26 protein-coding genes are annotated in these 24,328 nt (G+C 62.6%); 11 read left to right on the top strand and 15 right to left on the bottom strand.

Translation table 11 applies throughout. The features are described 5' to 3' along the window. The first annotated feature begins 226 nt into the window (after positions 1–226). Positions 227–1,252 carry a LacI family DNA-binding transcriptional regulator gene (locus GJB56_RS18640; protein WP_019745496.1) on the top strand — a complete coding sequence of 342 codons (1,026 nt, stop codon included), beginning with the start codon at positions 227–229 and terminating at the stop codon, positions 1,250–1,252. Here GJB56_RS18640 and GJB56_RS18645 read toward each other — a convergent pair. The 4 genes from GJB56_RS18645 to GJB56_RS18660 all read right to left on the bottom strand — a co-directional run bounded on the left by GJB56_RS18645 (position 1,213) and on the right by GJB56_RS18660 (position 5,311). Beyond that, complete coding sequence (locus GJB56_RS18645; RefSeq protein ID WP_069145539.1) at positions 1,213–2,295, bottom strand: M20/M25/M40 family metallo-hydrolase; 1,083 nt, start codon at positions 2,293–2,295, stop codon at positions 1,213–1,215. The two genes, GJB56_RS18640 and GJB56_RS18645, sit on opposite strands and share 40 nt — an antisense overlap. Before the next feature lie 26 nt (positions 2,296–2,321). Further along, a complete protein-coding gene (locus GJB56_RS18650; protein WP_113682620.1) occupies positions 2,322–2,939 on the bottom strand; it encodes a sortase domain-containing protein in 618 nt (205 codons plus the stop codon). Further along, positions 2,911–4,605 (bottom strand): hypothetical protein, encoded by a 1,695-nt coding sequence (locus GJB56_RS18655; RefSeq protein WP_113682621.1) that lies wholly within the window; start codon positions 4,603–4,605, stop codon positions 2,911–2,913. The genes GJB56_RS18650 and GJB56_RS18655 overlap by 29 nt, the downstream gene beginning before the upstream one ends. Before the next feature lie 133 nt (positions 4,606–4,738). Then, the gene (locus tag GJB56_RS18660) at positions 4,739–5,311 is read right to left on the bottom strand and encodes a peroxidase-related enzyme (protein ID WP_019745500.1); all 573 of its coding nucleotides are present in this window, start codon (positions 5,309–5,311) and stop codon (positions 4,739–4,741) included. A gap of 154 nt (positions 5,312–5,465) precedes the next feature. Here GJB56_RS18660 and GJB56_RS18665 point away from each other — a divergent pair, with 154 nt between their 5' ends. After that, entirely contained in the window at positions 5,466–6,344 is an 879-nt protein-coding gene (locus tag GJB56_RS18665) for an AraC family transcriptional regulator (RefSeq protein ID WP_113682622.1), read from the top strand. Between the two features lie 63 nt (positions 6,345–6,407). Here the strand turns inward: GJB56_RS18665 and GJB56_RS18670 are convergent, their stop codons facing one another. After that, the gene (locus GJB56_RS18670) at positions 6,408–7,055 is read right to left on the bottom strand and encodes a CoA transferase subunit B (RefSeq protein ID WP_007730017.1); all 648 of its coding nucleotides are present in this window, start codon (positions 7,053–7,055) and stop codon (positions 6,408–6,410) included. After that, on the bottom strand, positions 7,052–7,798 hold the full coding sequence (locus GJB56_RS18675; RefSeq protein ID WP_007730016.1) for a CoA transferase subunit A: 747 nt from the start codon (positions 7,796–7,798) through the stop codon (positions 7,052–7,054). Before GJB56_RS18675 ends, GJB56_RS18670 begins: the two co-directional genes overlap by 4 nt. A gap of 171 nt (positions 7,799–7,969) precedes the next feature. Here GJB56_RS18675 and pcaH point away from each other — a divergent pair, with 171 nt between their 5' ends. From pcaH to GJB56_RS18705, 6 genes are read left to right on the top strand one after another with little or no spacing between them, the layout of a single operon-like run. Further along, complete coding sequence (pcaH, locus tag GJB56_RS18680) at positions 7,970–8,689, top strand: protocatechuate 3,4-dioxygenase subunit beta (RefSeq protein WP_046379373.1); 720 nt, start codon at positions 7,970–7,972, stop codon at positions 8,687–8,689. Continuing rightward, the gene (gene pcaG / locus GJB56_RS18685; protein ID WP_021331870.1) at positions 8,682–9,323 is read left to right on the top strand and encodes a protocatechuate 3,4-dioxygenase subunit alpha; all 642 of its coding nucleotides are present in this window, start codon (positions 8,682–8,684) and stop codon (positions 9,321–9,323) included. The genes pcaH and pcaG overlap by 8 nt, the downstream gene beginning before the upstream one ends. Before the next feature lie 11 nt (positions 9,324–9,334). Next, a complete protein-coding gene (pcaB, locus tag GJB56_RS18690) occupies positions 9,335–10,663 on the top strand; it encodes a 3-carboxy-cis,cis-muconate cycloisomerase (protein WP_069145534.1) in 1,329 nt (442 codons plus the stop codon). Beyond that, positions 10,660–11,841 carry a bifunctional 3-oxoadipate enol-lactonase/4-carboxymuconolactone decarboxylase PcaDC gene (gene pcaDC / locus GJB56_RS18695; protein ID WP_113682623.1) on the top strand — a complete coding sequence of 394 codons (1,182 nt, stop codon included), beginning with the start codon at positions 10,660–10,662 and terminating at the stop codon, positions 11,839–11,841. The genes pcaB and pcaDC overlap by 4 nt, the downstream gene beginning before the upstream one ends. Next, positions 11,838–12,662 carry an IclR family transcriptional regulator domain-containing protein gene (locus GJB56_RS18700; protein WP_007730008.1) on the top strand — a complete coding sequence of 275 codons (825 nt, stop codon included), beginning with the start codon at positions 11,838–11,840 and terminating at the stop codon, positions 12,660–12,662. The genes pcaDC and GJB56_RS18700 overlap by 4 nt, the downstream gene beginning before the upstream one ends. Positions 12,663–12,686: 24 nt before the next feature. After that, a complete protein-coding gene (locus GJB56_RS18705; RefSeq protein ID WP_020970946.1) occupies positions 12,687–13,898 on the top strand; it encodes an acetyl-CoA C-acetyltransferase in 1,212 nt (403 codons plus the stop codon). Here the strand turns inward: GJB56_RS18705 and GJB56_RS18710 are convergent, their stop codons facing one another. After that, on the bottom strand, positions 13,899–14,438 hold the full coding sequence (locus GJB56_RS18710) for a MarR family winged helix-turn-helix transcriptional regulator (protein WP_020970947.1): 540 nt from the start codon (positions 14,436–14,438) through the stop codon (positions 13,899–13,901). Positions 14,439–14,510: 72 nt separating this feature from the next. On the opposite strand from GJB56_RS18710, the gene GJB56_RS18715 reads away from it, so the two are divergent. Further along, positions 14,511–15,236, top strand: a complete 726-nt coding sequence (locus tag GJB56_RS18715; RefSeq protein ID WP_070385190.1) for an SDR family NAD(P)-dependent oxidoreductase — start codon at positions 14,511–14,513, stop codon at positions 15,234–15,236. On the opposite strand, the gene GJB56_RS18720 is transcribed toward GJB56_RS18715, so the two are convergent. After that, positions 15,237–15,956, bottom strand: a complete 720-nt coding sequence (locus tag GJB56_RS18720; protein ID WP_070385191.1) for a dienelactone hydrolase family protein — start codon at positions 15,954–15,956, stop codon at positions 15,237–15,239. A 46-nt stretch (positions 15,957–16,002) separates the two neighbouring features. Continuing rightward, a complete protein-coding gene (locus GJB56_RS18725) occupies positions 16,003–17,007 on the bottom strand; it encodes an ABC transporter substrate-binding protein (protein ID WP_113682879.1) in 1,005 nt (334 codons plus the stop codon). Between the two features lie 388 nt (positions 17,008–17,395). Here GJB56_RS18725 and GJB56_RS18730 point away from each other — a divergent pair, with 388 nt between their 5' ends. Then, positions 17,396–17,599, top strand: a complete 204-nt coding sequence (locus tag GJB56_RS18730; protein WP_003939930.1) for a cold-shock protein — start codon at positions 17,396–17,398, stop codon at positions 17,597–17,599. Positions 17,600–17,668: 69 nt separating this feature from the next. On the opposite strand, the gene GJB56_RS18735 is transcribed toward GJB56_RS18730, so the two are convergent. The 4 genes from GJB56_RS18735 to GJB56_RS18750 form a co-directional block, all read right to left on the bottom strand. Continuing rightward, positions 17,669–18,397 (bottom strand): Clp protease N-terminal domain-containing protein, encoded by a 729-nt coding sequence (locus tag GJB56_RS18735; RefSeq protein ID WP_031333815.1) that lies wholly within the window; start codon positions 18,395–18,397, stop codon positions 17,669–17,671. Between the two features lie 70 nt (positions 18,398–18,467). Continuing rightward, positions 18,468–19,253, bottom strand: coding sequence for an alpha/beta fold hydrolase (locus GJB56_RS18740; RefSeq protein WP_113682880.1), 786 nt, complete (start codon positions 19,251–19,253; stop codon positions 18,468–18,470). Positions 19,254–19,336: 83 nt separating this feature from the next. Next, positions 19,337–20,329 carry an ABC transporter substrate-binding protein gene (locus tag GJB56_RS18745; RefSeq protein WP_113682624.1) on the bottom strand — a complete coding sequence of 331 codons (993 nt, stop codon included), beginning with the start codon at positions 20,327–20,329 and terminating at the stop codon, positions 19,337–19,339. A 428-nt stretch (positions 20,330–20,757) separates the two neighbouring features. Then, positions 20,758–21,396: a DUF2461 domain-containing protein gene (locus tag GJB56_RS18750; RefSeq protein ID WP_003939783.1), complete on the bottom strand. Its 639-nt coding sequence runs from the start codon at positions 21,394–21,396 to the stop codon at positions 20,758–20,760. An 80-nt stretch (positions 21,397–21,476) separates the two neighbouring features. Between GJB56_RS18750 and GJB56_RS18755 the strand changes: the two genes are divergently transcribed. Then, the gene (locus tag GJB56_RS18755) at positions 21,477–22,328 is read left to right on the top strand and encodes a mechanosensitive ion channel family protein (RefSeq protein ID WP_020970954.1); all 852 of its coding nucleotides are present in this window, start codon (positions 21,477–21,479) and stop codon (positions 22,326–22,328) included. A gap of 94 nt (positions 22,329–22,422) precedes the next feature. Here the strand turns inward: GJB56_RS18755 and codB are convergent, their stop codons facing one another. Both codB and GJB56_RS18765 read right to left on the bottom strand, forming a co-directional pair. Then, positions 22,423–23,754, bottom strand: coding sequence for a cytosine permease (codB, locus tag GJB56_RS18760; protein ID WP_021345682.1), 1,332 nt, complete (start codon positions 23,752–23,754; stop codon positions 22,423–22,425). Next, positions 23,751–24,215 carry a nucleoside deaminase gene (locus GJB56_RS18765; RefSeq protein ID WP_003940577.1) on the bottom strand — a complete coding sequence of 155 codons (465 nt, stop codon included), beginning with the start codon at positions 24,213–24,215 and terminating at the stop codon, positions 23,751–23,753. The genes codB and GJB56_RS18765 overlap by 4 nt, the downstream gene beginning before the upstream one ends. Between the last annotated feature and the right edge of the window lie 113 nt (positions 24,216–24,328).

Genomic DNA, 24,328 nt, shown 5'->3' on the forward strand with positions numbered 1-24,328 from the left:
CCCCATTCCATGCGCAAGATTTGCGCTGTATGTCCATGCACAAGATCTGCACACGATGTAATCGATTGCCTTGATGAATTAGCAGGTTATGCGATCAACACCGGGTTGTGTCAAGGATTTCACAATTCGAATTTGTAAACGATTGCCTCAATCGCGTTACATGCGGGACACTGGACCGTGCGGTTCGATAACCTCGGACCCGAATCGAGCAGAAAACGGGGGACGCATGCGCAAGGCGACCATTCGCGATGTCGCGGAACTGGCCGGGGTCTCGACTGCCACCGTGTCGCGGGCACTGTCCGGATCCCGCCCTGTCTCGGACGAGCTTGCAGCGACGATCAAACGAGCCGCGGATTCTCTCGGATACTCGGGAAACATCATCGCCAGCTCACTGCGTCGTAATCGGACGGACACTGTCGGCATGGTGGTTCCCAGTATCGCGAATCCCTTCTTCACTTCGTTGGTGGTCAATGTCGAACACGTCCTGGCTCAGCGCGGCCTACAACTGTTCCTGTGCGATTCTCGTTCCGATCCCGACGTGGAAGCGCAGCGGCTCAAGTCGCTCGTCTCGCGGCAGGTAGACGGAATCATCATCAGCCCGTGCCACGGCGAATTGAGTGCCGAAGCAGTACGAGCCAGCGCAGCAACGCTTCCGGTCGTTCAACTGGACCGGTTTGCAATGGATACCCAAACGGACTGGGTCGGTGTCGACGACGACGCCGCTCAATCACTCGTGATGGAGCATCTGTCCGAGCGCGGCGCGCGATCGGCTGCCTTCATCAGTTCCGAGCTGACCAATTCGTCGACCGAACTTCGCCGGGCCGGATTCTTCCGCCATGCGGATCGAATGGGAATCGAAACTCGTGACGAGTGGACACAACTCGGCGAGTATTCGATCGAATGGGGACGCACGGCGTCCAACACCATCCTGACCGGCAAGACTCGCCCCGACGCCTTGGTCTGCGCCGACGACCTGATCGCGCTCGGTGTGCTGCAGACCTGCCACGCATTGGGCATCGACGTCCCCGGCGACGTTCTGGTCACCGGTTTCGATAACATCCCCTTCTCCGAACTGTGCAATCCGCCGTTGACCACGGTCGGACAGCCGCAGGAGAGAATCGCGGAAGAAGCTGTGCGACTTCTGGATCAGGCGATGAACAACTCTTCCGAGTCGACAGCCCACATTGCGCTTGCTCCTGAACTGATTGTCCGTCAGTCCACCGTCGGCCAAGCAGCAGCCACGGCACCGTAGGCAGCGATCGCATCGTCCAGTTCGGACACCTTGACGCTTTCGTTGGCCGCATGCATCAACGAGGGAGTGCCAGGGCCCCAGATCACGACGGGAGCGCCGGGGGCGGCCGCTGCCAGCACCGAAGCGTCGGTGAAGTACGAAACCGGTTCGGTTGCAACAGAGATCGGCAAGGTAGCCAACCACGGATCCGACGCGTCGGTACGCACACCTCCCAGGTGAATCGACGTCTCCACCGAGTCGACTTCCGGTTGGGCGCGCCACCATGCAAGCAGGTCTGCGCCGTCTCCCACCGTGCGGTGATCGATCACCGCACGTGCATTGTCCGGCACGATGTTCGGAGCCGAACCGCCGCCGACCAAACCGAGGTTCCAGGTTTCGGCGCCCAGAAACGCGTCGGACGACAGCGGAAGCTCACGCCGAGCTCGATCGACGACGTCAAGCAGTTTGAGGACAGCGTTAGTTCCTCGCTGCGGCGTACTCCCGTGCGCGGCTTTTCCTTTGACGGACACTTCGAGCCACAGTGCACCGCGGTGCCCCAGGTTGATGCGATTGCCGGTCGCCTCGGGAACGATGACAGCCCCGACCTCGAGATTCGCCACGGCGTCGGCCGAACGAGCGGCCCCGAGCGATCCGATTTCCTCGTCGCTCGTCAGCAGTAGTGCGACCGGAACTCCACGTTCGAAAGCGTCGACAACCGCGGCAGTAGCGGCAACAAGGCCGGCCTTCATATCCGATGTCCCTCTGCCGAGGAACAATTCGCCGTCGACCTGTGCGGCGTACGGGTCGAACTCCCAGTCGGAGACAGTTCCCACTGGCACCGTGTCCACGTGGCAGGCGAACAATAGTCTTGCTGCCGAGGGTGCAGCTTCGTTGGTGATCAAGGCCCAGGGATGATTGCCGGTCAGGTCTGACTCGACCTTCGCCTGTGGCGCACGTGAGAGAACCAACGAGACAATCGAATCCATCGCCCGCCGTTGAGGAGCGGCCTCCCCCGAGACCGTGTCGAGAGCTACCAGTTCCGAGAGAAGTCCGAGGGAATCCATGTACCTATTCTTGCACTGCCACGGATTCAGTGCGCTGCCAGCTGGGCGATGACGACGTAATTGTCGTCGGTCGACTCTCCTTCGACGACATCACAATTGGCGAGGATCAACCGTCCCGGAACCGATTCGCGCAACTCGTGAGTGCCCAGCAGCGAACCTTTGTGCAGCGGCCCGACTGTTTCGACGTCGTACTCGAGTGTGCCGTTCGGTGTAGCCAGGAGAATTCGATCGCCCGGCTCCACTACCCGGAGCGCCCGGAACGGTGCTTCGCGAGTGGTGTAGTTGTGCCCGACGACAACAACGGTCTGTGTGGTCTCCGTTCCCGGCATTCCGCTCTCGCCCCACCACACCGGCAGTTCGTCGACGGGATTCAGTTGCTGCCCACTCTCGCCGCCGCGCATCAGTTTCTCCGAGTGCAACGGACTGCTCAGGTACGTGACCCCGGACGCAGACCTCAACTCGATCCTCTCGGGTTCTGCCGGATCGACGGTCACCGAAGCCGGTGCAGCCGCGATATGCGACTGCACCGGCGAGCGGTCAGGTAGCGATCCCGCATTCTCGCCCGAACATCCGGATGCGAGGAGGGCGAGGATCGCTACCGCCGAGAGGCCGGCGCTACGCAGACGTGTTGCCCGGGCCGTCATGACGCTTGCGACGAACAACCACCGTCGTAGCTGCTGCGGCGGCAGCGCCCACGACTCCGACGCCGATCAATACAGCCGGCAGGTTGGAACTGCTGCTACCGCTGGTGCTGCTTGCAGTGTCACCGAGAGCAAGTTCGACGGGGGGCAGGCTTCCAGCGAGTGCCGGATCGCCGTCGGCGTCGGTGACGTAGTAGTCGACGACGTCGAAGGCTCCCTTGTTGTTGTAGTAGCCGACCAGCTTGACGCCGGTCTTGTTCACTACAGCGGTGGTCTCGTCGACCTTCGTGACCCCGGAGCCGTCGTCGGTGTGCTCACCGATGATCACTTCACCGCCGACGCCTGTTCCGTTGTCGATCTCCTTCTCGCCCTTTGCCTTGAGCTCGTCGACGATCTTCTGCGCTGCATCCGCTTCGGCCTTTGCGGCGGCTGCAGCGGCCTGAGCTTCCTTGGCCTTTGCTGCTGCGGCGTCGGCTGCGGCCTTCGCGTCTTCGGCGGCGAGGTAGAGATCCTGCGCCTTCTTGCTCGCCGCTTCGGCAGCTTCGGCCTTCTTGGCGGCTTCGGCAGCCTTTTCGTCGGCAATGGCTCGCTTGTCGGTGGCAGCCTCGCCCGCAGCATCGGCTTCGGCCTGGGCCGTCTCCGCGGCCTTCTGCGCAGCGTCGGCGTCCTTTCGTGCGGAAGCCGCGGTAGCTGCCGCTTCATCAGCAGCCTTACGGGCGGCAGTGGCAGCTTCTACCTCGGTTGCGGCCGCGGACTCGGCTGCCTTGGCCGTGGTTTCCGCAGCGGTGGCCACTTTCTGAGTTTCCTTGACGGTGATCGCGAGCTGCTTGGCGTTCCATGCGGCGGCCAGAGCCTGAGCCTTAGCGACGGCTGCCTTCGCGAAATCCCAGTTCTTGAAGGCTTCCTCGGCTTCCTTGTTCTTGTCCGCAACCAGCTTGGCGTTTGCATCCGCGGCAGCCTTCGCCTCATCGGCTTTGGCCTGCAGAGCATTAGCCTCGGCGCGCGCCTTTGCGGCCTCTTCGGTCTTGGGCCCCGAACCGGCGGCCTTCGCAGCCTCCTCGAGTTCAGCAGCCTTGGCTGCGGCGGCGTCTGCTTCTGCCTGAGCTGTTTTTGCTACCTCTTTCGCATCGGCCGCCGCGGACTCCGCAACCTTGGCTGCCTCTTCGGCTTCCTTGGCAGACTGTTCCGCGGCCCCTGCCTCCGCCTTGGCCTTGGTCGATTCGACCGCCGCCTTGGTTGCCTCGACGCTCGCCTGAGTCATTGCCTCGGTCGCCTTCACCGAAGTGTCTGTCGCTGCGGACGAGTCGACCCCTGCCGTCGCGGCTGCTTCGGCGGCCTTCGCTGCCGCGTCGGCTGCTGCTTTGGCTTTTGCTTCGGCTTCCGCCAGTGCTGCGGCGTCCGTACCTGCGGTTTCGGCACTGCCCGCGCCCGCGACCCCGGCTTCAACCTTCTCGGGTGTGGTCTCGGTGCTCGTCGCCGCGTCGGCGTCGGTGGTGGCAGCTGCCTCTTCCTCGGCGCAGGTCACCAGCGGATCGGTACTCGGAGTACACACGGTTTCGGGCTCTGCCGATGCAATTCCTGTGCCGCCCACCGCCAATCCGAGAGCTAGTACGGCACCGGCGGCCGCAGAGCGGACCCTCCGAGAATGGGCGATGGACTTCTCCGACATAGCGCTCAACCTTTCGGCCTTCTTTACGAAGACGGCAATTCCGGCGTGGACAGCCTTTACTTCGTCGGCTGAGTTCCAGACGTTACGACCGGTCGGTCCGAAAAATTGAAAGCTTATGTTCGAGTCGCAGGAATCAGGACCGCGGAACGCGCCCCATCAGGTAGAACTCCGGATTGGGCAGCATGCCGGAGAAGCTCGCCATGCGATTGCTCAGCCCGAAGAATGCAGTGATCGCGGCGATGTCCCACGCGTCCTCGTCGCCGAAGCCGTGCACACGGAGGGTGTCGAAGTCGACGTCGGCGATTTCGTGCGAGGCGGAGTTCACCTTGGTGGCGAAGTCGAGCATCGCGCGCTGACGATCGGAGATCTCTGCGGTGCGATAGTTGACCGCAACCTGGTCGGCAACCAGCGGCTTCTTCTCGTAGATACGCAGAATCGCGCCGTGCGCGACAACGCAGTACGTACATTTGTTGGCCGCAGAGATCGTGGTGACGATCATTTCTCGATCGCCCTTGGTGAGTGCGGAATCTTCCTTGAGCATGATCGCGTCGTGGTATGCGAAGAATGCCCGGAACTCGGCTGGCCGCCGAGCGAACATCAGGAAGACGTTGGGCACGAACCCTGACTTCTCCTGGATCTCGAGAATCCTGGCGGCGATGTCCTCGGGCACCTCGGTCAATTCAGCCTGCGGAAAACGGGTGCTCACTGTGCCTCCTGGTCAACCATCGATGTTCGATTCAAGATAATGATGATTAACTGAGTTGTCCAGATGCATTTCCTGCCCTACTTTTTCGGGCACGGATAGTCGGGTACGGACCAAGTGATCTGCGTAGCGTGAAACCCGTGAACAGGAAGACACGATGATCGACGGACTGAACCGCGCGCTCGACTACATCGAAAGCAATCTGAGCGGCGAGATCGACACAGCCGAGATGGCAAGGCTGGCAACCACCTCGGAGTATCACTTTCGGCGGATGTTCTCGGCCCTGGCCGGCATTCCCGTATCCGAATACATCCGTCGACGTCGACTCACCCTGGCCGGTGCCGAGTTGTCCGTCAGCAGATCAGGAGTGTTGGAGACCGCCGTGAAGTACGGCTACTCGTCCGCGGAAGCCTTCACACGAGCGTTCACCGCATTTCACGGCGTGAGCCCCGGCGCGGTCAAACGCGCTCCCGCCGTTCTCAAATCACAACCGAAACTTGTCATTCACGTGACGTTGGAAGGAGCCACACCGATGGACTACATGCTTGTGGACAAACCTGCCCTGACGGTAGTCGGATTCAAGACCCGGGTTCCACTGGTTCACGAAGGTCCCAATTCTGCGATCGAAGATTTCACCCGCTCCGTGGACAAGGTTGCGCTGCGCGGTTTGCGCGAGCTGTCCGATCAGGAGCCGGCAGGAATCGTCAGTGTCGTCGACAATTTGGCGCATCCCAGAACCGAAGGTACAGAACTGGATTACTACCTGGGAGTGGTCACCGGCAAACCTTCACCCACGGGTTTCGATGTGCTGACGGTCGACGCACACACGTGGGCCGTGTTCACCGCCGACGGGTCGGCAATCGAATCTGTGCAGTACTTGTGGCGCGATATCTACACGGAATGGTTCCCGGCCAACCCTTTTCGCTCCGTACCTGGTCCCGAGATCATGCGTACCGAATACAACGACGATTTCACCGTCGCACGGTTCGAGCTCTGGATTCCGGTCGAGAGCGAGCTGAAGAACGTCGGGGCGTAAAACAGCCGCCGGGTCGGATGGAAGTCACGACCCGGCGGCTGAGCCATCAGATGAAACATACTGTCAAAGAATCAGTTTCGCTCCGGTGGCAGCAACCACGTCCTCGACGCTGATGCCCGGCGCCGTCTCCACCAGGCGGAGACCGTCGTCAGTCACGTCGATCACGGCCATGTCGGTGATGATTCGCTGGACACAGCCCTTACCGGTCAGCGGAAGCGAGCACTCCTCGACGATCTTGTGCTCACCCTTCTTCGAGACGTGCTCCATCATCACGATGACGCGCTTTGCGCCGTGGACCAGATCCATCGCGCCGCCCATGCCTTTGACCATGTGGCCGGGGATCATCCAGTTCGCGAGGTCTCCGGTGGCACTGACCTGCATGGCACCGAGCACGGCAACGTCGACCTGGCCGCCGCGGATCATGCCGAACGACGCTGAGGAGTCGAAGAACGACGCACCGGGGAGAACGGTGATGGTCTCCTTGCCCGCATTGATCAGCTCGGGATCGAGTTCGTCCTCGGTCGGGTACGGCCCCACGCCCAGAACGCCGTTCTCCGAATGCAATACAACGGTGATGTCGGTCGGGAGGTAGTTCGGAACCAGCGTCGGCATACCGATGCCGAGGTTCACGTACTGCCCGTCCTCGAGTTCGCGCGCGACGCGGGCCGCCATCTCTTCGCGGGTGAGTTTGGTGGGTAGTACAGAAGTCATGCTCGTACCGTCCGATTCTCGATGCCGACCGTCACGGGGCCGACGTGGACAACACGCTGAACGTGAATGCCCGGCGTGTGGATCTCGGCAGGGTCGAGCTCACCCGGCTCGACGAGGTGCTCGACCTGCGCAATGGTGATGCGCCCCGACGTTGCTGCAGCCGGATTGAAGTTCTGGGTACTCGCGCGGTAGACGAGGTTGCCGTGCCGGTCACCTTTCCAGGCATGGACCAGTGCATAGTCGGCGACGATGCCGCGCTCCATCACGTAGGTGACGCCGTCGAAGTCACGAGTTTCCTTGGGCGGACTGGCAACTGCGATGCCGCCGTTGCCGTCGTAACGCAGTGGCAGGCCACCGTCGGCGACCTGGGTGCCGACGCCGGCCGGGGTGAAGAACGCGGGGATGCCCGCTCCCCCGGCGCGCATGCGCTCGGCGAGCGTGCCCTGCGGCGTGAGTTCGACTTCCAGCTCACCGGAAAGGTACTGACGCGCGAACTCCTTGTTGGAGCCGACGTACGAGCTGACAGTACGACGGATACGCCCCTTCTCCAGAAGCACTCCGAGCCCGAACCCGTCGGTGCCGCAGTTGTTACTCACCGTTTCGAGTGATGTCGCGCCCTGCTCTAGGAGCGCATCGATGAGGATTTCCGGCACTCCGACGAGCCCGAAACCTCCGACAGCGATCGTGACGCCGTCCGGCACGTCGGCGACGGCCTCAGCAGCAGTGGGAATGACTTTGTCCATCATGTCGATCACAGTAGCGCGGTGCGTACGTATTGTGAACCCCCGTGCGCATCACGAACATTTTTCGCCCCCGGCATTGCCTGGGTCACATCTACGAACTATTCTGTTCGCAGAGCGCAACACATGTACACATTGCGAACAACTTCACGTAACCGAACGACGAGGTTCCCTATGCTGCATCTACCGCCGAGGTACCAGCGGCCGACTGGCGTCAACGCCCCGGCCGATTTCGCGGACTACAAGACCACTTCTCTTCGCCACCCGAAGCAACCGCTGAAGCTGCTCCCCCAGCGCCTCACGGAGCTCACCGGGCCGGTATTCGGCGAAGATCGCGTCGGCGCCGGCGAAAACGACCTGACCATTGCCAACGGCGGCGAAGCACAGGGACAGCGCATCGTCGTTCACGGCCGTGTACTCGACGGCGACGGAAAGCCGGTCCCCCACACACTGCTCGAGGTGTGGCAGGCCAACGCCGGTGGACGCTACCGCCACACCGGCGACAACTGGCCCGCGCCGCTGGACCCGTTCTTCAACGGGCTCGGTCGCTGCGTGACCGACGCGAACGGCCACTACAGCTTCACCACGATCAAGCCGGGCGCCTACCCGTGGATGAACCACGACAACGCCTGGCGACCGGCCCACATCCATTTCTCGCTGTTCGGCACGGCATTCACGCAGCGCCTCGTGACGCAGATGTACTTCCCCGAAGATCCGATGTTCTTCCAGGACCCGATCTACAACTCAGTGCCCGAAGAAGCCCGTCACCGCATGGTCAGCGTCTTCGACTACGACGCCACAGTCCCCAACTGGGCTCTCGGGTTCCGCTTCGACATCGTCCTGCGCGGCCGTAATGCCTCCGTATTCGAAAACGAGGAAGACCACGATGACTGATCGCACCGCGAAGCCCGCACCCACTTATCCGGTCGTCCCCGGCGACTTCACCACCGCCCCCTTCGGGGTCACGCCCTCTCAGACCGTCGGACCGTACTGGCACATCGGCCTCCCCTGGACGGACGGCCCCGACGCTGCCCCGACCGACACCCCCGGACGAATCACGCTGGCCATCACGGTGATCGACGGCGCCCGCACACCCGTCGCCGACGCGATGATCGAAACATGGCAAGCCGATACGCTCGGGCGCTTCAACCATCCGGACGATCCCCGCGGCGCAGTGGACCTCACTCCGGCGGGTTTTCGCGGATTCGCCCGCAGCGCAGCAGATTCCACCGGCACCGCACTGGTCCACACCGTCAAGCCCGGAGCGCAGCCCACTGAAACGGATGCGGACGAGGCGCCGCACGTCAACGTGTCGGTCTTCGCTCGCGGCATGCTCGACCGCCTGGTCACCCGCTTGTACTTCCCCGAGGACACCGACGCACACGCAACAGATCCGGTGCTGTCCTCACTGAGCGAAACCGAACGCGCGAAGTTGGTTGCAACCAAGGTCGACGGTGGGTACTCCTGGACGGTCTATGTTCAGGACGAGGACGCGAACGGCGTCGAGACGCCCTTCTTCGAGTTGTAAGAGGAGTACACATGCCCACTCGCGGCGCACTGTTCGACCCGGTGTTCGGGGCCACCCGAGTATCGGAGCACCTGTCCGACCAGGCGTGGGTCACCGCGTTGCTCGACGTGGAGGCCGCACTGAGTTGTGCGATGGCCACCGTCGGGTTGGCCGACGGGGAACATTGCGCCGCGGTGGCGACCGCCGCAGCTGAACTCTCACAACCGGGCGGCCTGGACATCGTGGCGCTCGGCCGCGCGTCGGCCGCCGGCGGAAATCCCGTCATTCCGCTGGTGAAGATGCTGCGCGAAAGGGTGGGACAGGAAGGTGTGCCTGCCTCCGTGGTGCACCCGGGCGCCACCAGTCAGGACATCATGGACTGTGCGCTGATGCTGTTGACGCGACGCGCGGGCGCGGTGGTTCTCGCCGACCTGACCCGCGCCGCCGATTCCGCCGCCCACCTCGCCCGCATCCATCGCTCTACTCCGATGGTCGCGAGAACCCTGGGACAACAAGCACTTCCGACCACCTTCGGGCTACTGGCATCGAGTTGGTTCACCGCACTCGACGCCGCAGCGATTCGTCTCGAAATCGTGCTGTCCACGTTGCCGGTTCAATTCGGCGGAGCCGCAGGAACACTCGCTGCGTTGTATCCCGACGGGCTCAGGATCGCGGACGCGCTGGCCGACGAACTCGGTCTGGCCAGGCAGGTCACTCCCTGGCACACCGACCGCGTGACCATCGCAGAACTTGCGACCACACTCGGTATCGTCGCCGGCGCTGTTTCCAAGCCCGCCACCGACATCACCGTCATGGCGTCCACCGAGCTGTCCGAGGTTGCCGAGAGCGCTCCGGGCGGCTCATCGGCCATGCCGCACAAGCAGAATCCGGTTGCCGCGATCACCGCCCGCGCGGCAGCGCGACGTACTCCCGCCCTGGTGGCCACAGCCCTGTCGAACATGGATCACGAATTCGCTCGCGCCGCAGGCCCCTGGCACGCCGAGTGGGAAACCGTCACCGATCTCCTGCGTCTGGCAGGCGGAGCAGCGCACCAGCTTTCCGTGAGCCTCACCGGCCTGCAAGTACACACCGAGTCGATGGCTCGTAATCTCGACATCACCGGTGGCCTGATTCTCGCCGAGCGTGTCACCAAGGCCCTGTCCGCACACACTGATCGAGCACGCGACATCGTCACCGCGGCAGCCACTTCCGGAACCAGGTTGGATCGTGATCCCGCCATCGCAGAGCACCTGAGCGAAACCGAGATCGCCGAACTACTCGACCCCGCACACTATCTGGGCCACGCCACCGATCTGGTCGACCGCGCCCTCGCCGAACGCCCCACAGGAGGATCTCGATGAGCGTCGCGCTCAACTTTCAACAGACCGGCAATCCCGATGCCCCGGCAGTGGTTCTCCTGGGTTCACTCGGATCCGATCTGTCCATGTGGCAGCCGCAGATTCACGCGCTGTCGAATCGCTACCGCGTCATCGCCGTCGACCATCGCGGCCACGGCAAGTCACCGGTGCCTGCGGGCCCCTACTCCATTGCCGATCTTGCCGGCGATGTCATCGCTCTCCTCGATTCGCTCGAACTCGAGTCCGTACATCTCGTTGGGCTCTCCCTCGGCGGCGCTGTCAGCCAATGGATCGCCGCGCACCACCCCACTCGCGTCGAGACGTTGACGTTGATGTGCACGTCCTCGCAGTTCGCCCCGGCTCAGCCGTGGATCGATCGTGCGCAGGCTGTCCGTGCGGACGGCATCGCGTCCATCGCGGCCGCCGTCGTCGGACGCTGGTTCACGCCGGGACTGGCCGAAAACGATCCGGAGCTTGTCGCCCGCCACGTCGCGATGGTCGAAGCCACACCCAACGAGGGTTATGCCGCCTGCTGCGAGGCGCTTTCGATGTGGGACGGCCGCGCCGACCTGGCCCGCGTCGTCGCTCCGACGCTCCTCGTCGCGGGCGAGCAGGATCCGTCGACACCTCCGGCGACGTTGAGCGCGATCGCCGACGGTATCGCCGATGCGGTACTGCACGTGGTCGATCCCGGCGCACACCTCGCCAACGTCGAACAGGCCGGGCGCGTCACCAAACTGCTTGCAACGCATATTGCCTCGCACACATCTGCGCTCGCCCAACGTAGCGCCGCGGTATCGGCAGGTATGACCGTACGACGTCAGGTGCTCGGCGACGCCCACGTCGATCGTTCCATCGCCGGTGCCACCGAGTTCACGGCCCCGTTCCAGGACTTCATCACTCGCACGGCGTGGGGCGACATCTGGTCACGCCCCGGCCTCGATCACCACACCCGCAGGCTCCTCACTCTCGCGATCCTCACTGCCGTCGGCAACGAACACGAACTCGACATGCACATTCGCGCTGCGCTGCGTGCCGGGATCGATCCCGACGAACTCGTGGAAGTATTTCTCCATACCGCGGTTTATGCGGGTGTGCCGAACAGCAACTTGGCTTTTGCGCTGGGAAAGCAAGCACTCGCAGACCTCTCGGCCGAACCTGAGGAGAACGAGACAACATGAGTGAGAACAGCAGCGAGCAAGCGCCGGGACCGTCACCGGACTACGTGCAGTCGCTGGCCCGTGGGCTGTCCGTCATCAAGGCTTTCGACGGTGAGCACCCGCGTCGCACCCTCAGCGAGGTTGCCAGGCACACCGATCTCACGCGTGCGACTGCTCGCCGCTTCCTGCTCACACTCGTCGAACTCGAATACGTACGTACTGACGGTTCGGTGTTCTGGTTGACGCCGCGAGTCCTCGAACTCGGCTACAGCTACCTCTCCAGTCTGTCCCTTCCCGAGATCGCCGGGCCGCATCTGGAAGCCTTGTCCGCCAAGGTCCGTGAATCCACGTCCGTGTCGATCCTCGACGGCGACGACGTCGTGTACGTGGCCCGTGTTCCGGTCAGCCGCATCATGACGGTTTCCATCACCATCGGCACGCGCTTTCCCGCGTACGCCACATCCATGGGTAGGGTTCTGCTCGCCGGCTTGCCGGACGACGCCCTGGACGCCTACCTCGCCCGAGTGTCCTTCGCCCGCCTGACCGGCAAGACCATCTCCACCGCCGACGGTCTGCGTGCCGAACTCGAGAAGATTCGCGCCGACGGATTCGCGATTGTCGATCAGGAACTCGAAGAGGGTCTGCGCTCGCTCGCCGCACCCATCCGGGACGCAACCGGTGATGTGGTCGCGGCTGTCAACATCTCCACCCAAGCCGCCCGCTACAGCGCCGAAGCTGTTCGCGGTGAACTGGTTCCGGCCGCAGTCGCCACCGCGGACGCCATCTCCGTCGATCTCGGACGTACTCAGTCGTCCAACAATCACTCGGCAGCCACTCGCTGACCGGGCATACCCAAGGAAGAACCAATGCCTGACGTTGTCATCTGTGAACCGCTCCGCACCCCTGTCGGCCGCTTCGGCGGTGTCTTCCGTGACGTAGCCCCGGAAGATCTCGCCTCGACGTTGATCGCCGAACTCGTCACGCGTACCGGCATTTCCGGCGCGGAGATCGACGACGTCATTCTCGGCCAGGCTTCGCCGAACGGTGAAGCTCCGGCGATCGGACGCATCGCGGCGCTCAACGCCGGTCTGGGCGTCGATGTTCCCGGCATGCAGGTGGATCGCCGGTGCGGGTCGGGATTGCAGGCAATCATCCAGGCCGTCATGCAGGTTCAGTCCGGTGGCAGTGATCTGGTCCTCGCGGGTGGTGCCGAGTCGATGAGCCAGGCAGAGTTCTACGCAACCGGAATGCGTTGGGGTGTCAAGGGTGAAGGTGTTGCGCTCAGCGATCGTCTCGCGCGCGCCCGCGTGACAGCCGGCGGACGCGACTTCCCGGTTCCCGGCGGAATGATCGAAACGGCAGAGAACCTGCGCGCCGAGTTCTCCATCAGTCGCGAAGATCAGGACGCACTCGCTGTGCAGTCGCATCAGCGTGCCGTTGCCGCACAGAAGAACGGCGTCTTCGCCGAGGAAATCGTTCCGGTATCCGTTCCGCAGCGCAAGGGTGAGGCCCTGCTCGTCGACACCGACGAGCATCCGCGGGCCGACACTTCGATGGAATCGCTTGCACGCCTTCGTCCCATGCGCGCAAAGATCGACCCGGACTCCACCGTGACGGCAGGTAATGCCAGCGGCCAGAACGACGGCGCAGCGCTGGCGATCGTCACCACCGCAGACAAAGCCCGCGCACTCGGACTGCGACCCCTCGCACGCCTGGCAAGTTGGAGCGTTGCCGGAGTTCCCCCGCGCACCATGGGCATCGGTCCCGTCCCGGCGTCGGAGAAGGCACTCGGCCGCCTCGGATTGACCCTGGCGGACATGGATGTCATCGAACTCAACGAAGCCTTTGCGGCACAAGCACTTGCAGTCCTGCAGAGTTGGAAGCTCGAAGCCGACGACCCACGCGTCAACCCCAACGGCTCCGGCATCTCCCTCGGCCATCCGGTCGGTGCCACGGGTGGACGAATCCTGGCCACCCTGTTGCGCGAGATGGACCGTCGCGAAGCGCGTTACGGCCTCGAGACGATGTGCATCGGCGGCGGGCAGGGCCTGGCTGCAGTGTTCGAGCGCCTGTCCTGATCAAGCCCCGACGTGCGCGACGCCAGGGTCACCGAGTTCGCCGCGTAGACCGTCGAGAAAGACACGCAGCAGTTCAGTGAGTTCGGCCTGCTGCTGCTCGGTGAGAATCGACGTCAGTTCGGCTTCACGGCCGAGGACTCGGTCCACCAATTGCTCCACCAGTTCGTGACCGGCGGCAGTGAGGGTCACGAGCACTAGTCGTGACCCTTGCGCGGCGGAGGACCTCTCCACCAGACCCGCGTTCTCCGCGCGCGCGAGTCGCTGCGAGATCGCACCGGCCGTGACTCCGGTCTGCTCGGTGATCTGGCGAGTCGTCAACTGATACGGCTCGCCGGATCGCCGCAGGACACTGAGTAGGTCCAGCGTGGCTGTGTCCGCACCGGCCGAGGCGAGTACCCGTCGGCGATCCTCACCGAGCAGCTTGGCGCACATCCACAGCCTGGTCACGATGCCGATACCCTCTACGGGCGTGCCCGGCCTTTCGCGAAGCCAGGCCAACGCAACCGCGTCCACTGCGTCGTCCGGGTTGTAATCGCCCACCACTGCACACCTCATTTAGCTCTAAATGATACGTTCTTCGTATAGGTCTAAACGTAGCTCACGGAGGTAGGCATGACACGCACAGTTCTGGTAACCGGCGGCGGAACAGGGATCGGGCGCGCAGTTGCAGCAGCGTTCGCCCGAGAGGGAGACACAGTTTTTGTCACCGGCCGACGCACGGAACCACTCGAAAAGACCGCAGAGGAGTTGGGTTCCGATGTTCACGCCTTGACGTGTGACAACTCCGACCCGAAAGACCTAAAGCGGCTGCAGGATTCGCTTCCGGGAACCATCGACGTCGTGGTGCACTGCGCCGGTGGCAACACGGACTTCGATCGCGAAGCGCCGTCAGATCTGGAATCCCTGGCCGCCGGGTGGCGTGCGAATCTGGACTCCAATCTCATCTCGGCAGTGCTGACCACAGCCGCAGTTCGCGATCGAATCCCCAGCGGCGGTGCCGTCATCACCATCGGGTCGATTGCCGCCGACAAAGGCGCGGGCGCGTACGGCGCTGCCAAAGCCGCAGTTGCGACGTGGAATATCGATCTGGCCGCCGAGCTGGGGCCCGAAGGCATCACCGCGAACATCGTCTCCCCCGGCTACATCGCTGACACCGAGTTCTTCCGAGACTTTCTGACGGACGAGCGTCGCGCGATGCTGATCGAGTCCACCAGCACCAAGCGCGCCGGAACACCGGACGACATCGCATCAGCCGTCCACTTCTTGGCCTCACCGGGCGCCCGGCAGATCACCGGTCAGGTATTGGCAGTCAACGGCGGTGAGAGAACCAGTCGCTGATCATGCCAGGTGACGCTCGAAGAACGAGTCGATTCGCTTCCAGGCATCCTGCGCTGCAACAGGATCGGGACCGATTCCGAGGATGCGCTCCAACGGACGAAGCACCTTGGGTCCGGCCTCCGCGTCGTTGAGGAACGCGTGGCCGGCGGCGGGGTACTCCTTGACGTCGTTCTCGATACCGGCATTGCTGAGCGCCGTCTCCAGCTTCGCTGCCGCACCCCGGAGCGAGAAGTCCTTGCCTCCGAAACTCCCGACGATCGGGCACGCATCCACCACGGCCTCATCGAGTTTGCGTGGAAGCTGACCGTAGTTGACCGAGGCAGCATCGAAATCTCCGGCGCTGACCATCGCGAAGCCGCCGCCCATGCAGAATCCGATGACACCGATCTTTCCGGTGCAGTCCGGGGATTCCAAAAGCCAACTGCGAGCGACTTCGATGTCGGTGAACGCCTTGCCGTGTCCTCGAAGCATCGACGTCATGGTCGGCACGAGGCACCGCTTCGCCCCGCCCGCGCTGTAGAGGTCGACAGCGAGCGTCAGGAACCCCGCAGCGGCCAGTCGCTTGGCTTGCCGCTGCATCACCTCCTCGAGCCCGAAGGCCTCGTGAATCATCACTACCCCCGGCCACGGGCCGGGGGTAGTGGGTGTTTCGAGTATCGCTCGCAGCGGTTGTGATCCGCCGACTACTGCGGCGCGGCCCGTCAGATCTATGTCCACCATGTCTCGATGCTAGGCCGACGCTGCGTCCGTAGGCTCGGAAGCGAGGTCAGGGGAGCTGTTTTCCCTGGCCCGCCGCAAGCCCGGTCAAGACCTCGGCGAGCTGCGGCAAGGCGTACGGCGCGCTCAGTGGACCGAAATTGTCGACAAAGGCATTCGAGAGCAGAAGTTCGACCGGCGCATAGGCTCGCGCCTTCACCGCGGGGAGGTTCTGGAAAACTGCGAAGTTCTCCAACCCCGTCGTCGCTTCCTGATCAGAAGCGAGGCTGAGCAAGATGTCTGCGGGTGCGAGTACCTCCACCTGCTCCATCGACAGCGCAGTCATCTGCTCGGCGTTGTATCCGCGATAGTTGAGTCCGAGTTCGCGCAGCAGAACCCCGGGCGCACTGGCATCCCCCTGCACATACAACTGATCGCCGTACATCGAGCCGATCATGATCGTCTTGCCACCCAAGCCATTCAGCGAAGCGGCGGTGTCGGAGATCAGGGCGTCGGTCCGGGCGATCGCTGCAGCAGCGGCCTCGTCGACAAAAGCGGCCTGCCCGACCGTGGCGACGCCGTCACGCCACGAGGTGGTCCAGTCCAGCGCGATGACCGGCGCGATCTGGCTGAGCCTCTCGGCTGCCGGTTCGAGATAGGTCTTCATTCCGATGATGAGATCCGGTGAGTAGCGCGCGATGATTTCCGGGCTGATTTCGCCTGTGGTGTCGAAGCTTTCGAGATCGGCTATTCCAGCGGTGCTCTGCCAAGGCAGTGCACCGCGGTCCCACGCACCCGTATTGCCGTAGGCGACTGGGTGAACGCCGAGAGAGAGCAGAAATTCGAGATCCGTGAAGTCGCTGGCAACAACGATCCTTTCCGGCTTCCCCGAGATCGTGGTGGTGCCGAGCGCATTGATCACCTCGCGTTGTTCGCCGGCATCAGCGGCATCTGACGTAGTCGAACAACCCGCAAGGATGGCGGCCGCTGCCACCGCACCGACGCCGAAGAACCCACGGCGACTGAGCTGGTCCACCAGTTCAGACGTCGTAGATTCACAAATCGTTCCGTACATGTATGCACTCTCCTTCTCGGCTGCTGCGCGCGCCGAGGGCACAGCGAATGAGAGGTTAGCCCACCCTCATCTTCCATAGGGTTCCTACGTTTGCGATTCCGAGAGATCGGAGCGACAACTATGGACCGCGCTCGAGCGGACAAGTACATTCCCGCTGATCTATCACCGCAGGCAGTTGGGCGAGCCACCAGTCCCTGCCTTCGGCGATCGGGTCGCTCCAGCGTCGAAAATCAGTCGAAGATCAGTTGCCATTCCCTCCTCGAAAGCGTCCGAATTACCGTCTTTTGCACGTCGCCCACCGTTCGACTTGCGCGGCGTGGGAGGATAGACACATCGAGATCGGGACTTCGATGTGAGGGCCCGGATCGAGTTTGTAGGGAGTATCGGTATGGCACAGGGCATCGTGAAGTGGTTCAACGGCGAAAAGGGCTTTGGTTTCATCGCTCCCGACGACGGAACACCGGACGTGTTCGTTCATTACTCTGAAATCTCGGGCAACGGCTACAAGTCGCTCGACGAGAACCAGCGTGTGGAGTTCGAGGTTGGCCAGGGCCAGAAGGGTCCTCAGGCCACCAATGTGCGCGCTGTCTAATCAGTGACACAAGAAGAGGGCCGCACCCGCAAGGGTGCGGCCCTCTTCTGCATCAGATTCACATATGAATCACTGATCCTGAATGACGGCCAGCACTCCCACGATGTTCGACTCCGCCACCGACTTCGAGATTCCGAGATCAGTCAGAACACCTGATCCGTCTTCGAGTTCGAGCAGCGCGAGCAGGATGTGCTCGGTTCCGATGTAGTTGTGGCCCAGGCGAAGAGCCTCACGGAACGTCAGTTCCAGGACCTTGCGCGCGCGAGCGTCGTACGGAATAAGTTCTGGCAGTTCGGAAGTCGGAGCCGGGAGTACAACGGCCACTGCAGCTCGGACGGACCCGAGCTCCACCCCCTGCGCCACTATCGCCTTCGCAGCCAACCCGGCAGGCTCCTCGACAAGCCCCAGGAGCAGGTGCTCGGGCTGGATCTCTGCGTTACCGGCAGCGCGGGCTTCGTTCTGCGAGGCCATGACGACGTTCTTCGCCCGGGGAGTGAACCGGTTGAACCCTTCGTTCGGATCCATCGGCTTCTGATCACTCGGCGCCTTGGGAACAAAACGCTTCTGCGCAGCCTGCTTCGACACACCCATGCTCGCACCGATCTCCGTCCACGACGCTCCCGACCTGCGCGCCTGGTCGACGAAGTGGCCGATCAGGTGATCTGCAACTTCACCGAGATGATCAGCGGCGATCACGGCGTCGGACAGTTGGTCGAGCGCGTCGGTGTGCACCTTCTTGATCGCGTCGATGAGGTCGTCGAGTCGAACCTTGTTGGTCATTTCCACTGGTTTACTCATGCGTCAACCATAGGTTGACGCAATCGAAAACGTCAACCCTGGGTTGACGATCGTTTTCGCCGCCCAGCGATTAGCCGGAAAAGAACTCGCGCAGAGCCGGGACGATAGCGTCGTCGGCAACGCCGTGACCCTGACCGGGGATCTCCAAAGTCTTTGTCCCCGAGACTTTTGCAGCGATTCGCGTCGCCGAAGAAGGCGCCCACTGACCACTGTCACCGCCGTACATGACCAATGTAGGGACGGTAATGGAGGCAAGCCAGTCGAGCGACTGACAGCCGTGATCACACACGGCGACGTCGTAAGGCAAGGTGTGCGCAATGGCGCACATGTCGGGCCAATCGGCACTCCGCTTGATCTCGTCGACCATCTCCGGGGATGCACCGGTCAGATCCAGAAAACGCGTCACAGCACCTTCCCTGTCGCCGGCCGCGATCAACCGCTCCAGGTCACTTTGGGCAGTCTCGTCACGCTGGTCGTCGTCCATGTACGGCGCCTCGTAGACGGCGAGCTTACGCATCGGAACGGCCTGCGCAGCGGCTTCCAAAGCCAGCGCAGCACCCGACGACAATCCGTAGACCAGCGGCGTTTCACCGGCGGCAGCGACGACCGCTCGCAAGTCCTCCACCTCGGAGTCGATCGAGAACGCGCGACTGTCACCGCTGTCCCCGCGTCCGCGCCTGTCGTACGAGTACACCGTGAAGTCCGCCGCCAACGCAGCAGCGAGAGAATCGAACCATCCTCGATCGCAGAACGCTCCGGCAACCAGAACCACTGCTGGTCCGGCACCGGAGCGTTCGTATGCGATGGTCGTACCGTCGCGGGATTGCACTACCGCTGGGGATTGCTCTGTTTGCACGTCGATCTCCTCAGGTTTGGTCAATGCCTACCTGATTAGACCGCCCACGTTACCGAAACTCATCGGTCCGGCCGGCAGAGGCCTCAGCTGATCTTGTTGTACAGGGCATCCCAACCCTGTGCCACGTACGAAATCGTGTAGATCGAACCGTAGAACGTGGAGCCACCCAGACTGGTGACGTTGCCAGCCTGCACTGCCGGGAGTCGCTGCCACAGCTTGCTCGCCACCAATGCCTGGTACGCGGCACTTTCCTCGTTTTCGGTGATCATGAAGCCGTCGACGCCGGCCAGCACATCGAGGCCTTCGAGGCTGACGCCGCCTTCGGGATCAAGGCCCTCCGAGGTGGCAGTTTTGCCACCGATGTCGCCGAGCGTCATGTCGCTGGGCTTGTCGCCCTTCTCGGACGTACGGATGCTCGTGACGTACAGCGTGTTCGTGTCTGGCATGAACGAGACACTGGCAACGGTTTTGGACGCAATCTTCTCGGCATGACGACTGCGGATGTCGGAAATCAGATTGTCGTAGTCGAGCGTCAATCGATCGAGTGTGGCCGTTCGACCGAGCCAGCCCGACAGCCGCGAGAGGTTTGTACGCCAGTCGTCGGTGAACTCGGTCGTCAGAACCGGTGCGATGGTGGACATCTCGGCTACCGGCCACCACTCGCTCTCGTAGTTGAGGCACACGATCAGGTCGGGTTCGAGCGCCAAGATCTGTTCGCGGTTGGGGATCTCCGACAGGAACGGCACCGACGAATCGATAGGCACCCACGGTGTCGCCTGGGCGTACGTGTAGCCGACGAGCGGAAGTTCCAGAGCTACAGCAGGTTCCAGATCGAGCCGCGAGTCGATCGCGACAACCCTCTTCGGATTGACGGGAATGTCGTAGGTACCGAGAGGTGTCGTCACAGAACGCATTTCGGTTTCACCCGAACTGCTCCCGCTGTCACCGCAGGCCGCCAGGAACGCGCCCAGTCCGGCGATCCCGGCACCGAAGCCGAACTGCCGACGTGTGAGGTCCGAAACGAGGCGGTTGTCGGAGTAGCCCTCGGGAAGCAAGAGCGTGGATTGAGCGGGCATGCGTGTCGAACCTCCAGAAGAAATGAATCATCCACTGTTGCGAGCGGATAAGGATGCCCTAACAGCGTACGCAGGGAGGGTCGTCGCGATCGGCCCAGAAATAGTCGAATCAGGCCAATTCGCACCCCTTACTTGTCGAGTTTGCGCATCTCGACGAAGTAGACCGCACTGAACGCGAGGTAGGTGCCGACGATTCCGAGGACCGAGATGATCAGGACGAGAGCGAGAAACATAGCCATGATGGTCTCCACTGACACGGGTTATTCACGATGTCGATCGAGAGAAAATGGCTTCGAACTGCGGCGCTGCGACTCGAAGCGGGGCCGAAACTTGCGGTTACCCACACCACGCTAGCCCCAGGCGTCTCGAGTTTCGATGAACTCGAGGTGAACACTCCTACGGCTACGTCACACTTTTCTGTCGGACGGTCAGTTCGGTCCGAGCACCTGTCCGGACCATTCGACCAAGGGCGTCAGTGCGCGCCACGCTGTGCGAACTTCCTTCAATGTCCTGGCGCTGTCCAGCCACGACGGGCTTGGGTAACTACGACCAGCAGTCAGCGACTTGTGACGCAGCAATTCGATCCGCGGGTGGTCGACCGTGTATCCGCGAGGCGCCGTCTTGAGCTTGTCGCCGCCGATCGTGAATCCGGCCTTCTCGACGGAGGCCAGGATCTTCTCGAGCTCCGGCCCTCGAACGTCGTCGTCGACAGCCGCACGATAACGCGCGATGGTCTCCGAACTGCTGGCGTAGAAACCACCGGCCACCATCAACCCTGCCGCGTCGATCTGCACGTAGTAGCCACAGCTCTCGGCGAGACCGACGAACGCTCCCTGGTGCGTCTTGTACGGGATCTTGTCCTTCGAGAATCGAACGTCACGATATGGCCGAAAGAGCTTGGCCGTGCCGAATTCGTCCTCCAACGCCGCGGTCAACGACGCCATCGGACGACGAACCACTTCGTCGTACGTCTCCTTGTGCGCTGCCCACCAGGTCTTGCTGTTGTCAGCCTCCAGGTCTTCGTAGAAGTCGAGTGCAGCAACGGGTATGCCAGTGAACGCAGCCATGGCGTAAGCCTAGCTGCCTGTACGGCTTTGGACCGCCTGCCCTGCGACGATGCCCGGATCGGCCGGAATCCGTAGAATGCATGGGGATGATTTCCGAAATACAAGCATGGGAACTGACCGACACCAACCGAGACTGGCTGATACACCGACCCGTCGAGATCGCGATCTACGTGGCGCTCGCAGTCGTTCTGCGCTTCGCACTGCACCGCGGGATCGATCGAATGTCGAAGCCTCGCAAGTCTCCGAACGCCAAGGTGAACGAGCGCCGATCGCAGCGAGCCCGGACCATCGGTTCGGTACTCAAATCGACGGTGTCCATCGTCATCCTCGTCTGGTGTGTGCTGCAGATCCTCGGCATTCTCGGGATCAACGTCGCGCCGTTCATCGCATCCGCCGGAGTCATCGGTCTTGCCATCGGTTTCGGTGCACAAAACCTGGTGCGTGACTTCCTCTCCGGCATCTTCATGTTGCTCGAGGATCAGTACGGTGTCGGCGACGTCGTCGATCTCGGCGACGCGGTCGGCACCGTCGAAACAGTGGGCCTGCGTGTCACCACGATTCGAGATGCCAACGGCACCTTGTGGTACTGCCGCAATGGCGAAATCCTGCGAGTGGGCAACATGAGTCAGGGTTACGCCACTGCAGTTCTCGATCTCCCGATCGCCCACAACGCGAACGTGCACAAAGCGTGCGAGGTGGCGACGCGAGCTGTCCTCGAGGCGGCGGAGTCCGAACCGATCAGGGCGGACATGATCGACAAACCGGAGATGCTGGGAGTCAATTCGGTTACTGCCGAGGCAATTACCATTCGAGTGACGGCGCAGGTCAAGCCTGGGCGCCAGTGGGCAGTCCAGCGCGCATTTGCACGCTCGGCGCTGACTGCGTTCGAAGAGCAGGGAATCGAGGCACCTTACCTGCCTGTTCTGCGCTGACGGTTGAGACGGAATCGTCTGCCCTTTCCATCAATTACGCGAGCCCCCGGCGGGGTCGAAACCACCGGGGGCTCGCTGGTGCCTGAAGCACGATTCAGACGGTGGAGGTCGAGACCTCCCGATCTGCCGAGCTGTTGCCAAACACCCTGTGCAGGAACATCGTCAGAGCAATTGCTGCCACGATTCCGATCAGCGGCGGGATTCCCACCTCGAACTCACCGGAAAGCCATGCGAGGAACGCTGCGACGGCATAGACGGCGAGGTTTCGCCAGTGGACCGGCTGCGGGGTGTAACCCTCGGGAATGCCGCGCCGCCAGCGGCACAGGAAGTCCGCGATGATCACACCGCCCAATGGCGGGATGAACGTTCCGAGCAGGCTCAGATAGTCGACAAGATGGTTGTGCACACCGGTCAGAGCGAGCGCCGTGCCGATCACACACCCACCGATGACGAACGGGGTCTTGCGGGGCTTTCTGAACAATTCGGCGCCGGCCACCCCGAAGGCGTATGCGGTGTCGGCGTTGCTCTTCCAGAGGTTCCCGAACAGCAAGACCAGGCCCCAGCCGACAAGCCCGAGGTTGTAGAGAATCAGCACGAAGTCACCTTCGTGGAACGTGATGGCTCCGATGGCACCGAACAGGATCATCAATCCGTTTCCGAGGAGGAACCCGATAACGCAGGCCCACACCGCTTGTGATCCGGAACGGGCAAACCTGGTCCAGTTGGGCGCTTGCGTTCCCGCCGATACAAACGTGCCGACCACAGTGGTGATTGCGAGCGCGATCGTCATGGTCGTCTGCGGTTGAACCGAGACCAGGCCGGAGAACCCACCGACTTCCTCGAGGGACCGGAACACGACCCAGCAGGCCAACGCCAGGATCAAGGGCGTCGAGACGAGCGAGACCCAATACATTCCGCGGTAGCCGTAGCAGGCGGTGATGCACATCAAGATGCTCGCCGCGATCATCACCGACGCCCGCGCGAGATAGGAATCCCAGCCCAATGCCTGCGCGGTGAGATCGCCGATCGTGCCGATGATGACTCCGTACCAGCCGATCTGGGTACCGCCCAGCAGGATCGAAGCGAGCTTGGACCCGCGAGTGCCGAAACTGTAGCGCGCCATCACAACTGTCGTCAGCCCGGTTCGAGCTCCGACGAACCCCATCATGGCGACGTACACCCCCAAGATGGCGGATCCGGCGGCGATCACCACCATCAGTTTCCAGAACGAGAACGCGGTACCGAGCGCTGCTCCGGCCAACATCGTCGGTGTGAAGATGGTGAACCCCAACAACACCACCGCGAGCGAGAAGAACGGCTTTCGTGCATGAAGCGGAACCGGACTAACGGGATAGTCCGGATCGATCGGGTGGCCTGTGCTCTCCGAATCGCCTGCGACCGTGGCAGGTTCGACGGCGCTGCTCATACAACTTCGCCGATGTCTTCGAGCCACAGGCTCGGGCGCTCGGCCAGCATGCGGTCCATCAGTGCCACACACTCCGCGTCGTCGACGACGTCGACCTGAATTCCGCTGCTGCGCAACCATTCTTCCGACGCCTCGAAGGAACGATTTTCGCCGACTACGATTCGAGGGATCTCGTACAGGCGCGCCGTTCCGGCGCACATGAAGCACGGTGACAAAGTCGTGTAGAGGACACACTCGCGATACACTGAGGCCGGCAGTCGTCCGGCGCGCTCGATGCAGTCGGTCTCTCCATGACGGATGGCGCTGTTCATCTGGACCCGGCGGTTGCGTCCGACTGCGAGAACCTCGCCGCGGTGAATCAGCGCCGCGCCGATCGGCACGCCGCCCTCCTCCCAACCGATCTTCGCCTGTTCGATCGCAAGTCCGAGAAAATACTCATCGGTGTGTGCCGGGTGGTTCATGTGCGCTCCTGGAGTCTGACCAAAATCGTCGATTGTGGCTCGTGTCACAATCCGACCACGGTGGTAACAGCCCGACAAGGGACAACCTGTCAGTTCGGCAGAACTAGCTCTAT

It is taken from the genome of Rhodococcus sp. AQ5-07 (assembly GCF_009707305.1).
GTDB lineage: Bacteria > Actinomycetota > Actinomycetes > Mycobacteriales > Mycobacteriaceae > Rhodococcus_F > Rhodococcus_F erythropolis.